10 protein-coding genes are annotated in these 14620 nt (G+C 62.8%); 9 read left to right on the forward strand and 1 reads right to left on the reverse strand.

Annotated elements, in window-relative coordinates:
* The first annotated feature begins 62 nt into the window (after window positions 1–62).
* The 8 genes from J4D99_RS09325 (at window position 63) to J4D99_RS09360 (ending at window position 9007) form a co-directional block, all read left to right on the forward strand.
* Window positions 63–1148, forward strand: a complete 1086-nt coding sequence (locus J4D99_RS09325) for an NAD(P)/FAD-dependent oxidoreductase (protein ID WP_208131423.1) — start codon at window positions 63–65, stop codon at window positions 1146–1148.
* Between the two features lie 168 nt (window positions 1149–1316).
* Complete coding sequence (locus J4D99_RS09330) at window positions 1317–4703, forward strand: PD40 domain-containing protein (RefSeq protein ID WP_208131424.1); 3387 nt, start codon at window positions 1317–1319, stop codon at window positions 4701–4703.
* A 99-nt stretch (window positions 4704–4802) separates the two neighbouring features.
* Window positions 4803–5480 carry a heme exporter protein CcmB gene (locus J4D99_RS09335; RefSeq protein WP_309509625.1) on the forward strand — a complete coding sequence of 226 codons (678 nt, stop codon included), beginning with the start codon at window positions 4803–4805 and terminating at the stop codon, window positions 5478–5480.
* Window positions 5481–5491: 11 nt separating this feature from the next.
* The gene (locus J4D99_RS09340) at window positions 5492–6169 is read left to right on the forward strand and encodes a cytochrome c biogenesis protein (RefSeq protein WP_208131425.1); all 678 of its coding nucleotides are present in this window, start codon (window positions 5492–5494) and stop codon (window positions 6167–6169) included.
* Entirely contained in the window at window positions 6141–6395 is a 255-nt protein-coding gene (locus tag J4D99_RS09345) for a CcmD family protein (RefSeq protein ID WP_208131426.1), read from the forward strand. Before J4D99_RS09340 ends, J4D99_RS09345 begins: the two co-directional genes overlap by 29 nt.
* Before the next feature lie 41 nt (window positions 6396–6436).
* Window positions 6437–6880: a cytochrome c maturation protein CcmE domain-containing protein gene (locus J4D99_RS09350; RefSeq protein WP_208131427.1), complete on the forward strand. Its 444-nt coding sequence runs from the start codon at window positions 6437–6439 to the stop codon at window positions 6878–6880.
* Window positions 6881–6930: 50 nt separating this feature from the next.
* Window positions 6931–8013 (forward strand): hypothetical protein, encoded by a 1083-nt coding sequence (locus J4D99_RS09355; protein ID WP_208131428.1) that lies wholly within the window; start codon window positions 6931–6933, stop codon window positions 8011–8013.
* A gap of 229 nt (window positions 8014–8242) precedes the next feature.
* The gene (locus tag J4D99_RS09360; protein WP_208131429.1) at window positions 8243–9007 is read left to right on the forward strand and encodes a LytR/AlgR family response regulator transcription factor; all 765 of its coding nucleotides are present in this window, start codon (window positions 8243–8245) and stop codon (window positions 9005–9007) included.
* Between the two features lie 114 nt (window positions 9008–9121).
* Here the strand turns inward: J4D99_RS09360 and J4D99_RS09365 are convergent, their stop codons facing one another.
* Window positions 9122–11863 (reverse strand): PAS domain-containing hybrid sensor histidine kinase/response regulator, encoded by a 2742-nt coding sequence (locus J4D99_RS09365; RefSeq protein ID WP_208131430.1) that lies wholly within the window; start codon window positions 11861–11863, stop codon window positions 9122–9124.
* Between the two features lie 125 nt (window positions 11864–11988).
* On the opposite strand from J4D99_RS09365, the gene ccsA reads away from it, so the two are divergent.
* Window positions 11989–14577, forward strand: a complete 2589-nt coding sequence (gene ccsA / locus J4D99_RS09370) for a cytochrome c biogenesis protein CcsA (protein ID WP_208131431.1) — start codon at window positions 11989–11991, stop codon at window positions 14575–14577.
* Window positions 14578–14620 lie beyond the last annotated feature (43 nt).

Below are 14620 nucleotides of genomic sequence, written 5' to 3' on the forward strand. Positions count from 1 at the left end.
TAGCCCATCGGCGCCGGCCTTCACCTGCCAGCCAGGGCTAGCGGCGTACTTTGCTACTGCGAATGACTGATTTTACTGACTGCGATTACCTACTCATCGGCCACGGCATTGCTGGGGCGGTACTGGCCCGCGAGCTGCGCGGCCGGGGCCAGCGCGTGCTCGTCTACGACGAGCCGCGGCCCGATGCGGCCTCGCGCGTGGCCGCCGGCCTCCTAAACCCCGTGGCCGGCAAGCGCTTTGCCCTCACCTGGCGCGCTCAGGAAACGATGCCCACGGCGGTGGCTTATTACCAGGCGCTTAACGAAGAATTTGGCGAAGATTTTTTTCAGGCTAATCCCATCCTCAAGGTTTTTGGCTCGGCGCAGGAGCAGGTCCAAATGGTGGCCCGCGCCGCCGAAGGCCCCTGGCAGGGCTTTGTAGAAAAAATTGAAACTGCGCCCATCGAGCGGCCCGGCCTGCTAGCCCCGCACGGCGGCGCGTGGCTGCGAGGCGGCGGCCACCTGCGCGTGGAGGCGCTGCTAGCCACCCTGGCCAGCCAAGGCCGCGCCGAAGGCTGGCTGCGCGAAGAAACTTTTAACTGGGAGCTGCTCGTTGCCGACGGCACGGGCGCCAGCTATGCGCCGGGCCGGCTGCGGGCACGCCAGGTGGTGTGCTGCACCGGCGCGGCGGCGTTGGCTAGCCCCCATTTTGGCTGGCTGCCGCTTACCCCCAACCAGGGTGCGGTGCTCGACGTAGCGGTGCCGGGCCTCAGCCGGGCGCAGGTTCTCAATCGGGGAGCCTACGTGGTGCCCGCGCCGGCCGAAGAGCAGTTCAGGGTAGGGGCTACCTACCGCTGGCCGCCCTTCGCCGCAGTGCCTACCCACGACGACCAGCGCGAGCTGGCCGAGCGGTTGGCCGCTCTCACGCCGTTGCCCTTCGAGGTGCTAGGCGAGCGGCGCGGGGTGCGGCCCGCCGTGCGCGACCGCCGCCCGCTGCTGGGCCGCCACCCGGCGCTGCCCTGGCTCAGCCTCTTCGGTGGCTTTGGCTCGAAGGGCGTGAGCCTGGCCCCGCGCCTGGCTAGCCTGCTGGCTGACTACCTGGGCGGTAGCGGCGAGCTATGGCCCGATGTTACCTTAGCCCGCTACTACCCACTTTTTTCGGCGCCCTAGGCCAGCCCGGACACCAGACCGGCGCCTCGCGGCGTTTAGAATAGAAACCTTTTCTTTAGTTAGCAGTGCGTAGTTAACAATGAGTAGCTTTTGGTATTACTAAACTGCTACTTGTTAACTACTCACTGCTAGCCCCGCTCCTTCTGCCATACTCTGACGCTATTTGCTGTGAATCTTTTCCAACTTTTCGGCCGGCAATCGGCTGGCTCTATTCGGGGCAAATACGTGGCGCTGGCAGCGGGACTGCTCGGATTAGTGGTAGCCACGCCGGGCCGCGCCCAAACCGCGCAGGAGCCTTTCGGGCGGGTGCGCATTCAGTACAAGAATTTTCGCTGGGAGCAATTTTCGACGCAGAATTTTAACGTCTACTTCTACGCCGGCGGTGAGGCCAGCGCCCGCCGCGTGGCCGAGTATGCCGAGCAGGAATTGCAGCGCATTACGGCGCTGGTAGGGTACTTCCCCTACAGCAAGACCACGCTCATGCTCTACAACTCGGTGGGCGACCTGCGACAGAGCAACATCAACCTGCCCGTGGCCAATGCCGTGAGCGGGGGCGAAGCCCAGCTAGCCCGCCAGACCAAGGTGGAGGTCGCCTTTACGGGCCGCCAAACCGACTTTAAGCGCGACCTGAGCTACGAGATAACTCAGGTGCTGCTCAATGACATGATGTACGGTGGCTCCTTGCGCGAGGTGCTGCAAAGCAACTACCTGCTGCAATTGCCCAGCTGGTTTGTAGACGGTGCCTCGGCCTATGCCGCCGAGGGCTGGAGCGTGGACATGGACGCCTACATGCGCGACATGGTGCGCGAGTACCCGACTGGCAACCGTACGGCGCCCTTCTTCCTGCGCAATTCGCGCCTGGCGGGCCACAGCATCTGGAACTACATTGCCGAGCGCTACGGCTACGGCACGGTCCAGAATGTGCTGAATCTCACCCGTATTACCCGCGATGTGGAAGTCGGCATCTCGTCGTCGCTAAACGTGCCGTTCAAGGTATTTCTGCGCAACTGGGTCAGCTACTACCGCGACATCAACACCGGTGGTTCGCTGGCCTCGCTGGTAGTGCCCACCGAAGCCAATCGCATCAGCACCCGCAATAAGCGCGGCCTCGACTTGTTTTCGCAGCCCGTGTTCAGCCCCGATGGCCAGCACCTGGCCTACGCCGTGAATGACCAGGGGCGCTACCGGGTAGTGGTAGCCAATCGCGACGGCTCGCACCGCCGCACCATCTTGCACGGGGGCTACCGCACCCCCGACCAGCAGGTGGAAACCCGCCTGCCGGTGCTGGCCTGGCGTGGCAACTCGCAGCTGGCCGTGGCCGAAATGTTGCGCGGCCGCATGGTACTGCGCCTGCACGAGGCCCTGACGCTCGACCTGGCCGGCCGCCTCAGCCGCACCCTGCGCCTGCACCCGCCCACCACCATTTTCGCCCCCTACGACCAGGTGCTGGATATGAACTACTCGGCCGATGGCAAGGCGCTGGTTTTCACGGCGGTGCAGAAGGGGCAGAACGATATTTACCTGCTGCGCGCCGGCAGCCGCCAGCCCGAGCGGCTTACCAACGACCTGTTTGACGACCAGCAGGCGGTGTTTTTGCCCAATGGCCAGGAAATCGCCTTCAGCTCGAACCGCTACCTCGACTCAACGGGTCGGGCCAGGCCCGCCACGTTTCCCAACGTGGTGAATAACTACGACCTCTTCCTCTGCCACCTCGATGGGCGTGCTATTCCCATCGAGCCCCTGGTCAGCACCATCTCAAACGAAACCCGGCCCCGGCCGCTCTCCGATGACGAAATAATCTACCTGGGCGAGGAAAACGGTATTCGGGGCCTGTTCCGCTACTCGCGCAAGACCAGGCAGCACCAGCCGGTGAGCAACTTCGCCAATAATATCCAGGATTTTGACCTGAGCCAGGCTTCGGGCGCGCTAGCCTTCATTCCGCAGGTGCAGGCCCGCGACCTGCTGTATGTCTATCCGCAGTTTCCGCTGCCTGCCGACCTGGCAGTGGGCAAGACCTCGCGCCAGCGTATTCTGGAAAACCGTTCGCAGCCCGCGCCCGCTCCGGTGCGGCCGGCCGCCGCTACACCCGCTGCGCCGGCACCCACTACTACCGCAGCCGCTGCGCCCGCTGGCTCGGCAGCCGCTGCTACTTCGGCAGCAGGCACTGCGCCGGCCGCCGGAGCTGCCCCTGCATCTACTGCTAGCCCCGGCTCCACGGCCCCGCGCCGCAGTAGCACGGCCCCGCTCAACCCTAGCAACTACCAGTTTGAGGAAGACGAGGATGTGACGCCGGTGCGGCCCCGGCGCAGCCCCCGCGCCACGCCAGCCACCTCGGCCGCCACCCGCGTCGTAACGCCCTCCTTGACGGGCCCCTACCGCTACGACACGCGCTTTATGGCCGACAACCTGATAACGGGCGTGGCCATCGACCCGCTGTTGGGTTTTGGCTTCTCGCTGCAGGCCAACCTGTCGGATGCATTTGAGAATCAGCGGTTCCAGGCTAGCGTGTTTGCGCAGCTCGACCTGCGCACGAGCAACATCAACCTGTCGTACACCAACGTAACGCGCCGCTTCGACTGGTCAGTAGCGTACCAAAAGCAGGCCTATTTCTTTGATGCGGGCGGTGTGGGCGAGCAGTTCCGTTACGGCCGCCACTCGATAGCGCCAACCATTGCCTACCCGCTCACCCACAACCTGAGCCTGCGCGGGGGGCCGCGCTACGACAACATTGCGCGCTCGCTGACCGGCGTAGCCTCTACCGACTACGACCTGAATCGCAACTACCTGGGTTTCAACGCCGAGTTGGTGTTTGATAACTCGCGGGCTACCGGGGTCAACATGCTGCTGGGCACCCGTCTGAAAGCCGGTGTGCTGCAAATGAATGATGTGGCCAGCAAGGGCAACAGCTTCGGCAAGTTTTATATCGACCTGCGCCACTACCAGAAAATTCACCGCTCGCTCGTGTGGGCCAACCGCATCAGCTACGGGCAGTTTTTCGGGGCGGCTGAGGCTGGCGACGACCCGCAGCAGGTGTTCCGCCTGGGTGGCATGGATAACTGGGTCAACCAACAGTACGCGGGCAACCGCCTGCTCACGCCGGCTGGCCAGACCACGCCCGACCCCACCAGTATTTTCTACCAGCAGTTTGTGACCAACTTGCGCGGCTACGACCTGAGCCGGCAAACCGGCACGCGCTACGTGCTGCTGAACAGCGAGCTGCGCTTCCCCATTGTGCAGTATTTCTCGAATAAGCCCATCTACTCGGGTTTCTTCCGCAACCTGCAGCTTATCGGCTTCTTCGATGCGGGCACGGCCTACCGGGGCACCAATCCCTTTGGCGAGGACAATTCGAACTCGACGGTGAAGTTTGGCGGCAACGGCAACCCCTTCTCGGGCACCGTCACGAGCTACACTAGCCCCCTGCTGGCGGGCTACGGCGTGGGCATCCGCTCCACGGTGCTGGGCTTCTACACCAAGTTTGACCTGGCCTGGGCCCGCGAAAACTACGTGACCACCAAGCCCAAGCCCTACTTCACGCTAGGCCACGATTTTTAAGGCAACGGGTGAATGGCCGAAGGGGCGAATGCGTGAAGGGGCAAAACGTCATTCACGCATTCGCCCCTTCAGCCATTCACCCGTTGTACCTTTGCGGCCGTGTCGCTGCCCGCTGAAATATGGTTGTTGCTGCTGAAAGACCTGCGCCTGGAGTGGCGGCAGCGCAGCGCGCTCGGCAGCCTGCTGCTCTACGTGGGCGGCACGGTGTATATCAGCTACCTCAGCTTCAGCTTCCGCGGGGGTATGCCGCCGGCGCCGGCCTGGAATGCGCTGTTCTGGGTTATTCTGCTCTTTGCGGCGCTTGGGGCCGCCGGGCGGGGGCTAGCCCAGGAGTCGGCCGGCCTGCGGTTGTATTACTACACCGTGGCCCGGCCCGAGGCCGTGGTGCTGGCCAAGATTCTCTATAACGCACTGCTGCTCGTGGCGTTAGCCATTCCGGGGCTGTTGCTCTACACGGTGCTGCTCGGCAACCCCGTGCAAGACTGGCCTACCTACGCGCTCAGCATAGCGCTAGGGGCCGTGAGCCTGGCCTCGTCGCTGACGTTGGTGGCGGGCATTGCGGCGCGGGCCGGGCAGGGTGGGGGCGGCACGCTGCTGGCCGTGCTCGGCCTGCCGGTGCTGGTACCCGTGCTGCTGCTGCTGGTAAAAGTCAGTAAAAACGCCCTCGACGGCCTGCCGTGGGAGGCTAGCCAGGGCTCGGTAATAACACTGGTGGCCTTGAACTTTATCGTGGGCGCGGTGTCTTATCTGTTGTTTCCGTTTTTGTGGCGGAGCTAAATTTCAAGCCTATGAAGTGGTGGAAATACCTGGCCATTGTGCTGCTGCTCTACACGGCCGTGATGGGCCTGCTGGGCCACGTGCCGCGCCTGGCCATTCTCAACGAAACGGAGCGCAACCTCTATTTCCACGTGCCAATGTGGTTTGGCATGACCATCATTCTGCTGGCCTCGGTAGTAAACTCGATTCGCTACCTGCGCAACCCCAGCCCGCGCCTCGACATTCTGGCTCACGAGTCGGCCAAGACGGGCATTCTGCTAGGCGTGTTGGGCCTGATGACCGGCAGCTTGTGGGCCCGCTACACCTGGGGCACCTGGTGGACTACCGACGTAAAGCTCAACGGTGCGGCCGTGACCATGCTTATTTACCTGGCCTACCTGGTGCTGCGTGGCGCCGTGCAAGACGAGCAGCAGCGGGCGCGCCTATCGGCCATCTACAATATTTTTGCATTCGCGGCGGCTATTCCGCTCTTGTTCATTATGCCCCGGCTGGCCTCGGCGTCGCTGCACCCCGGCATGGGCGGCAACCCCGGCTTCTCGAAATATGACCTCGACAGCGCCATGCGTATGGTGTTTTATCCGGCTGTCATTGGCTGGACGCTGCTAGGGGTCTGGATTACGGAAGTGGCCTGCCGCTTCGCCTTTGTGAAAGAGAAAGTATATGAAAAACAGGAAAAACAACTTGCTTAACCGCGCCTTCGCCCTGCTTTTGCCGCTGCTCTTGCTGGCCGGCAGCGCCCTGGCCCAGGCCCCGGTGGCCGCCGACCAGCCCGAAATGGCCGATGCCCTGCGTGCCAGCGGCAAAATCTATGTGGTGGTGCTCGTCATTGTCATCATCCTCAGTGGCTTGCTGATATATTTAGTGCGCCTCGACCGCAAGGTGAGCCGCCTTGAGCGCGAAGTAGAAGGCCGCTAGGCCGGCACGTCTTTTCAGGCAGTTTTGTTAGCCGTTTTCTTATGAAGAAGTCGCACATTTTCGTTTTGGTGGTTATCGCAGCGGCGGTGGGCATCATTATCAGCACCATGTCGGATGCCAGCACGTATTCGACGTTCACAATTGCCCGCCAGCAGGCGGCGGCCGGCAACCTGGCCAAGGTGCACGTGGTAGGCACCCTGCCGCGCGATGCCGAGAAGCGCCCCGTAGGCCTGGAGTATGACCCGGTAGTGAACCCCAACTACTTCGCCTTCACGATGGTAGACACGCTGCACGTGGCCCAGCGCGTGGTGTATCGCAACCCCAAGCCCCAGGACCTCGACAAGTCGGAGCAGGTAGTGATAGTGGGCGCCATGAAAGATGGCGTGTTTGAAGCCGACCAGATTCTGACCAAGTGCCCCAGCAAGTACGTGGAGAAGGACTTGGGCAACACCGGCCCGCCCGCCACGGCGATGAATAACCGCTAGGCCCTTCGCTCACTAGATTATTTAGAACGTCATGCTTTGGCAAGCTCAGCATGACGTTCTTTTTGTTGATGGCTGTCGGCACGGCTCGCGCCCAGGTGCCCAACGACAACATCGAAAATCGCCGCCTGCTACGGGCCGAAGAAACTATTACCTCCAGTACCGTGGGCTGTACCGTGCAGCCCGGCTGCGTCGATGAGCGCCTCACGGGCAAGTGCATCGAATACCACAACGACCAGTGGTTTGAGTTTCGGCCGCCGGCCTCGGGCACGTACTACGTGAACATTGGTGGGCAGCGCTGCCGCGATGTGCGCGGCGTGCAGCTGGTAGTGCTCACGGGTACGCCCTGCCAGCCCGCTACGTACCGCATTTTGTCGTGCACCTCGCTAGGCACCCAGGACGACCTGTTTGTGCCGCTGCCCAACCTGCAAGCCGGTCAACCCTACCTGCTCGACGTGGATGGCTATCTGAAAGACTATTGCGGCTTCACGCTGCAAGTGAGCGGCCAGGCGCGGGGTCTGCCAGTGGTGCCCGCGCCGGCCGTGCCGCACGGCCCGCCGGCCATGAGCCGTATAGTGACCCTGGCCTGGCAGGTACCCGACTCGCTCGCCTCGGCGCGCTACTGCCGGGTACTGCGCCGCGAGCTGCACGAGTTTCGGGCCCGTGAAATCTGGCGTCAGCCCCTGGCCATCAATACGTATGGGCAGCGCCAGCTGGCTTACACCACTACCGATACCCTAGCCACGCCAGGGCAGTACCTCTACCAGATAGTGGCCGGCGGCGAGCCCTCCGATGGCCCGCCCACGCTGTTGCAGCAGCGTTGGGCCGCCTATAGCCAGCTGCGCCCCATTATGCCGGGAGCAGTGGCTTCCGGAGTTGTTTTTGTGACCCTGCCACTTGCCCGCTACCCGCGTCGCGCCCAGCTGGCCATCGTCGTCAGCAACCCCGAAAATGGCCGGGTGCTGCGCCGCTTGCCGCTGGCTCTGCAGGCAGCGGGGCCGGGTCAGGGGCGTATTTACGCGCAGCCCTGGTTTGATGTGGGCATTCGGCAGGTGGCCGTGGCCATTACGTGTTACCCGCCCGGCGCTCCGGCCTATACCGAACAGCTGCTATTGCCGCTGGCTGCTGCCCCCTAGCCAGGAATTATGGACGCTACTGGTCGCACCGGAGGCTGAGATAAGAAAGTTAGTAAGCGAGCTTAAGCGGGCCATAACTGGCTTGCTAAGATGAAGTTATCAAGAAGAAAAGCTGCTGTGTAGAAACAAGAGGGCGTGAAGCTGTTGTAGCACGGTAGGCTTGTCGGTAGCGCTTTTAATCCTATCTTTCAGCCTGTTTCTGTTATGCCTTCTTCTATTTGCCGCTATTATGAGCTCATCCGCTAACGCCGCAGCTCCTCTTGCCCAGCTGGCCTGCGTGGTGGTAGATGACAACGAAATGAACCGGCTGACGCTGGAGCACTACGTCGGAATGACGGCCGGGCTGACCCTGGCCGGCACCTTTGCCGATGGCGTGGCCTGCCTGAACTACTTCCGCAAGGGTGGCAAAGCCGATATTCTGCTGCTCGACATCAACATGCCCGAGCTCACTGGCCTCGACCTGGTGCGCATCTTACCCGAGCCGCTGCCCGATGTGGTACTCGTGACCTCGCACCGCGACTACGCCGTCGATGCCTTCGAGCTGCGCGTGACCGACTACCTGGTAAAGCCGCTCGACTACGCCCGCTTCAGCCGCACCGTTGACCGCATCCGGAGCCAGCGGGCGGCCCTGGCCGCGGCTAGCCCCACCGGGGGCGCCGAGGCAATGTTTGATGCCGACGGCAGCTCGTTGTTTTTGAAAATAAACAACCGCCTGATGCGCGTCAACTTCGACGAGGTGCTCTACATCGAGGCCATGTCAATGTATTCGGTACTCGTGACGCTCAAGCACAAGCACATCGTGTACGCCACGCTCAAAACCTTTGAGGAGCGCCTGCCTTTCGCCCACTTCGTGCGCGTGCACCGCTCCTACATGGTGAATACCCAGCTCATCGAGGCCGTCGAAGACAACCAGCTGCAGCTGCCCGGCGGCCACGAAGTGCCCGTAGCCAAAGCCTACCAGGACAGCTTCTTCAAGCGCCTGCGAGGCATTTAAGGAGGGCCTGGTACCGAATCATACTGAGAAGCCTACCCCGGCCAGACGGCTATAAGCCGTCTGGCCGGGGTAGGCTTCTTCTGTTTCTGTTATAAATACTTGTAAAGTAAAGATTTATAGCTCGCTGGGTAGTTCGAGCAGTACTGCCTCTACGGCGGCTAGCAGCTGCGCGGTAGCTAGCTGGCGGGCGGGCTCGTCGGGGGTGGGCAGCAGGGTGGGCGTTGGCTCCAGAATGTGCATGGCCGCAATAGCGCCTTCGATGCTGAGCGTGAGTAGGTTGGGCTTGATATGGTGCACCAGCTCGGCTACCAGCAGCCAGTCGCAAGCCTCGGCAGCGGCCCGGATTTTTTGCAGGCTAGGGGGCATGTGCGTCAGAAACGAATTGACCATGCCGGCTACGAAGGCCTTGTTGCCGCGCGCCTCCTGGTGCAGGCGACCCAGGTCATAGGCCGGGGGAGGAGGCAGGGGCAGGCTGGCCCCGGTGCCGGCGGGCTGGCGCAGCAAGTTTAGCAGCTTGGCATACAGGTGCTCCTCGGCAAAGGGCTTGGCGAGGTAGTCGTCCATACCGGCGGCCAGGTATTTCTCGTTGTCGCTGCGGAAAACGTTGGCCGTGAGGGCCAGCACCGGCACGGCGGCCCTGGCGGCATCGGGCAGCTGGCGCAGCTGCTGCGTCACCTCAATGCCGCTGAGGTACGGCATCTGAATGTCCATCAGCACCACGTCGTAGGTGTTTTCGAGCAGCTTTTCAAGGGCTACGCGGCCGTCTTCGGCTTCGTCGACCTCCACACCCCATTGCAGCAGGTGCAGGCGCGCCACGGTGCGGTTGATGGGGTTGTCTTCGGCCAGCAGCACCCGGATGCCGCGCAGCTGCCCGGTGTCGAAGGCATCGACGGTAATGGGCGCGGGCTGCTCGGTTTTGAGCAGCGGAATGGTAAACGAGAACGTGCTGCCCTGGCCCAGCTTGCTATTTACGCTCAGCTCGCCCCCTAGCTGCGTCACCAGGGCCCGGCTGATGGTGAGGCCCAGGCCGGTGCCGCCGTAGCGCCGGGTGGTGTCGGCGTAGGCCTGCGTGAAGCTCTCAAAAATGCGCTCCAGTGCCTCGGGCCCGATGCCGATGCCCGAGTCTTGCACCGTGAAGCGCACCAGGTATTCCTCGTCGGTTTCATCGACTAAAAAGCTGCGTAGCCACACGCTGCCGCTGGTGGTGAACTTGATGGCGTTGGAAAGCAGGTTGAGCAAAATCTGGTTGAGGCGAAACGGGTCACTGAGCACCCAGGGCGCCTCATCGGTGGCAAAGGGCTTGAAGCCGAACACCAGCCCCTTTTCCTGAGCCTGCAGGGTGAGCGTGGCCACGGCCTGCTGCATGGAGTCGTGCAGATGGAAGGCCACCGACTCCATCTCCAGCTTGCCCGAGTGGATTTTCGACACGTCGAGCACGTCGTTGAGCACCCCAAGCAGGTGCGTGCCCGAGCTACGAATAGTGCGCACAAACTCTTGCTGCTGCGGGCTCAGGCGGGTTTTGGCCAGCAGGGCGGCCATGCCGAGCACACCATTCATGGGCGTACGGATTTCGTGGCTCATGTTGGCCAGGAAGTTTTCGCGGGCCTTGGCGGCTTCTTCGGCGGCGAGCTGGGCGGCTTTCAGGGCCGTAATGTCGGTACTTACTCCTAGCACCTGCGTAGTGCCATTGGGGCGCACCAGCGGGCGCTTAATTGTATAGAACCAGCGCTCTTCGCCGGTGGGCGAGGTCGAGCGCTCTTCGGCCACTACCTCACGGCCGGTGGCCAGCACTTGGGCGTCGATGGCCGCGTATTCGGCCGCCTCACGCTCCTTAGCCCGCAGCACCTGCTCGGTAGGCGCAAAGAGGGCCGCCTGCTCATCCAGCTTGAATAAGGCGCCATTGCCAAACACCACCTCGCCGGCGGCATCGCGCACGTACACCGGGCTCGGAATAGTGTCGAGCACCTGCTGCATAAACTCCTGCTGCTCGCGGCGCTCCAGCTCGCTACGCTGGCTGCGCTCTTCGGCCTGCACGCGGGCCGTCACGTCGAGGCCGCTGCCGAGCATGTAGGGGAGGCCCTTGCCCGCGCCCGACAGCAGTTTGAACTGTCGCTGGTGGTGCACCTCGCCGCCGGGCACGGGCGTGCGGTCGTCCCAGCTCACGGGCTCGGCGCTGGCCTCGGCCAGCTCAAACATGCGGTCGCGGGCGTGGGCCAGCTCCAGCGGAAAGCCGTAGCGGGCGCAGTACTCGGCCAGGGTGCGGCCCGGCAGCCAAGCGCGGTGCTCGGGGTCGGGCACGGCCTGGGGGTTCACGTACACGTAGCGGCGCTGCTCATCGAGCACGGCAATTTCCACGGGCACCTCGTCGAGGATGGTTTCGTAAAACTTGCGCTGGGCGTCGCGCTGCATATCGGCCTGCCGCTGCTGCGTGGCATCGCGGTAGCTCAGCAGCCAACCCGTGGTGTCGCCAAGGGCCACGGGTCGGGCGTCACGCTCTAGGGTGCGGCCGTCGCGCAGGGGCAGCAAAGTGCTCGGAATATGACCTTCGGGCCGGCTAGCCAACTCGGCAGCGTAAGCCTCGGGGTCGGCCAGGTAAGGCTGCATCATGGCCGTGAGCTGGCTGGTGTGCAGCCCCAGGCACTGGCTGGCCAGGATGGGCAGTCCCAGCATGCTGCAAAATTGCTCATTGGCCAGCAGCACCCGCTGGTCGGCATCGAGCAGCAAGATGCCCTCGCGCAGGCCGCTGGCCAGGGCCGCGAGGTGCTCGTTAGCCTGCGCCGCCTCGGCGCGGGCTTGTTGCAGTGTTTGCTTGGTCTTGGGTGGGCTAGCGAGAGGAGCGGAACTAGGCGCAGACATAAGGTGTAGAACTAAACCAGCGCTCAAGGTAGACAAAAAACGCCCTAGTGCCTAGCCGCCCGGCGGCCTGCGCCGGTGCACCCCCGCCCGCTAGGCGGTACCTTTGCCAAAAAACCAGCTAGCTCGTGAATTTACTTATCGGAAACCTCGGTCAGGCCAGCGTCATTCTGGCCTTCGTGGCGGCGGCAGTGGCCGCCTACGGCTACTTTCAGGCGGCGCGCGGCCGGGCGCTGGGCCAGGCCGATGCCAGCTGGCTGCAGCTGGCGCGGGGAGCCTTCTTTGTGCACGGCGCGGCGGTGCTGGCGGTGGTGGTCTGCTTGTTCAATATCATCTACGCGCACCGCTACGAGTACTACTACGCCTGGTCGCACTCCTCGAACCACCTGCCGGTGCAGTACATGATTTCCTGCTTCTGGGAAGGGCAGGAGGGCAGTTTCCTGCTTTGGATATTCTGGCACGTGGTGCTGGGGCTAGCCATCATGCGCTTTAATAAGCAGTGGGAAGCGCCGGTGCTGGCCGTGTTTGCGTCGGTGCAGGCCTTCCTGGTTAGTATGATTCTGGGCGTGGTAGTGGCCGGCGTTAAAATCGGCTCGTCGCCCTTCATCCTGTTGCGCGACTTCATGGTCGACCTGCCGGTGTGGAAGCTGAACCCCAACTTCGTGCCCAAGGATGGCTCGGGCCTCAACGCCCTGCTCCAGAACTACTGGATGGTGATTCACCCGCCCACGCTCTTCCTGGGCTTTGCCCTCACGCTGGTACCGTTTGCCTTCGCCATCGCGGGCCTCTGGAAAAAAGAGATTACGACCTGGGTAAAGCCCGCCCTCCCCTGGACTGCGCTAGGGGGTGCCGTGCTCGGCATCGGCATCATGATGGGTGCCTACTGGGCCTACGAGACCCTCAACTTCGGTGGCTACTGGAACTGGGACCCCGTAGAAAATGCCGTGTACATTCCGTGGCTGGTGCTCATCGCGGCCCTGCACGGCATGGTGCTGTGGCAGCGTCGCCGCACGGGCTTGCGCACGGCCTATGCCCTGGTGGTGGCCACGTTTGTGCTGGTGCTCTACGCTACCTTCCTCACTCGTAGCGGCGTGCTGGGCAATGCCTCGGTGCACTCATTTACCGACCTGGGCTTGTCGGGCCAGCTCATTATTTACCTGGCATTTTTCACGGTTGGGGCCATCGCGCTGCTCGCCGCCCGCTGGAAAAGCATTCCGGTTTCGGAGAAGGAGCTTGATGCCTACAGCCCTGAGCTATGGGTATTTGTAGGTGCTACGGTGCTTTGCCTGGCGGCTTTCCAGGTAGTGGCTACGACCAGCATTCCGGTGTATAATTCGTTTCTGGGCTTCATCGGCATCAAGTCGAACCTGGCTCTGCCGGCCGACCAGATTCAGCACTACACCCGCATTCAGCTGTGGGCGGGCGTGCTCATCGGGCTGTTTTCGGGCATCGCCCAAATTCTGTGGTGGCGCCCCGCTAAGGAGTCGCCGCTCAATGCCCTGGCCACGCCGACCATGCTGGCGCTGCTGACTACGGCGCTGGTGGTGCTGCTCACGCGCTACTTCGGCCACACCATGTCGGCTCCTTACGTGACGCTGACCCTAGCGGGCCTCTTTGGCATTATGACTAATGCTAGTGCCATTTTTGGCCTGTGGCGCCGGCGCGTGCAACTCTCGGGTGGGGCGGTGTCGCACCTGGGCATTGCGCTGATGCTGCTGGGCATTCTGGCCTCGGCGGGCTACTCCAATACCATCTCGCGCAACAACAGCGGCAAGCTCATCTCGCAGGATTTGAGCAACGAGGACAACGAGAACAACGTGCTGCTGTGGCGCAACGAAACCGGCGCCATGAACGGCTACGACGTGACCTACACCGGCCAGTACCTCGACGTGCCCGGCCTGCCCGACTACGTAAACACCCAGCTGCTCTACCGCACCGATGATGAGTACAAGGCCGTGGCTAGGGGCGAAATCAAGCAGGGCGACAAGACCTACTACCACACCGGCGACTCGCTCACCATCCGGCCCGAAAACACCTACTACCGCGTCGAATACAACGACAAGAAGACCGGGCAGAAATTCACCCTCTTTCCCCGCGCCCAGGTGAATGAGGAGATGGGCGGCCTGCTGGCCTCGCCCGCGTTGCAGCGCTTCTGGGACCACGACATTTACTCGCACATCTCGTCGGTGCCCGACCCGCGCAAGGAAATTCCGTGGAGCGCCGCCGTGCCGCACGAGTTGAGTGTGGGCGATACGCTGTTTTTGAATGACTACTTCGCCGTGTTCCGCGCCATCGAGCAGGCGCACGACGTGCCGGGCATCAAGCTCGAAAAGGGCGACATTGCCTTGCAGGCCGATATGATTATCACCGGCGAGAAGGGCCGCGAGTACCACGCACACCCGGTGTTCTTGCTGCGCGACCGCCAGGTAGGCCGCGTGCCCGAAATCATCGAGGACCTGGGCCTCAAAATCAGTCTCGACCAGATTGACCCGGTGAAAGGCAAGTTTACTTTTGCCATCAGCACCACCGGCAAGGATTATATCATCCTCAAAGCCACCGAAAAACCGTTTATCAACCTGCTGTGGGGCGGCACGCTGCTCATGGGCCTGGGCCTGGTGCTGAGTATGCGCCAGCGCAAAGCCAGCCGGGCAGCCGCCGTGGCTAGCCCCGCCGCAGCCGGCCGCGCCGGGGCACCCCGCCCCCAGGCCGTCGCCTGATTTTCTGAAGCCGAAAGCCACCAAAAAAGGCCGCCCAAACCGG

This window comes from Hymenobacter sp. BT559, from assembly GCF_017571525.1.
Classification (GTDB): domain Bacteria; phylum Bacteroidota; class Bacteroidia; order Cytophagales; family Hymenobacteraceae; genus Hymenobacter; species Hymenobacter ginsengisoli.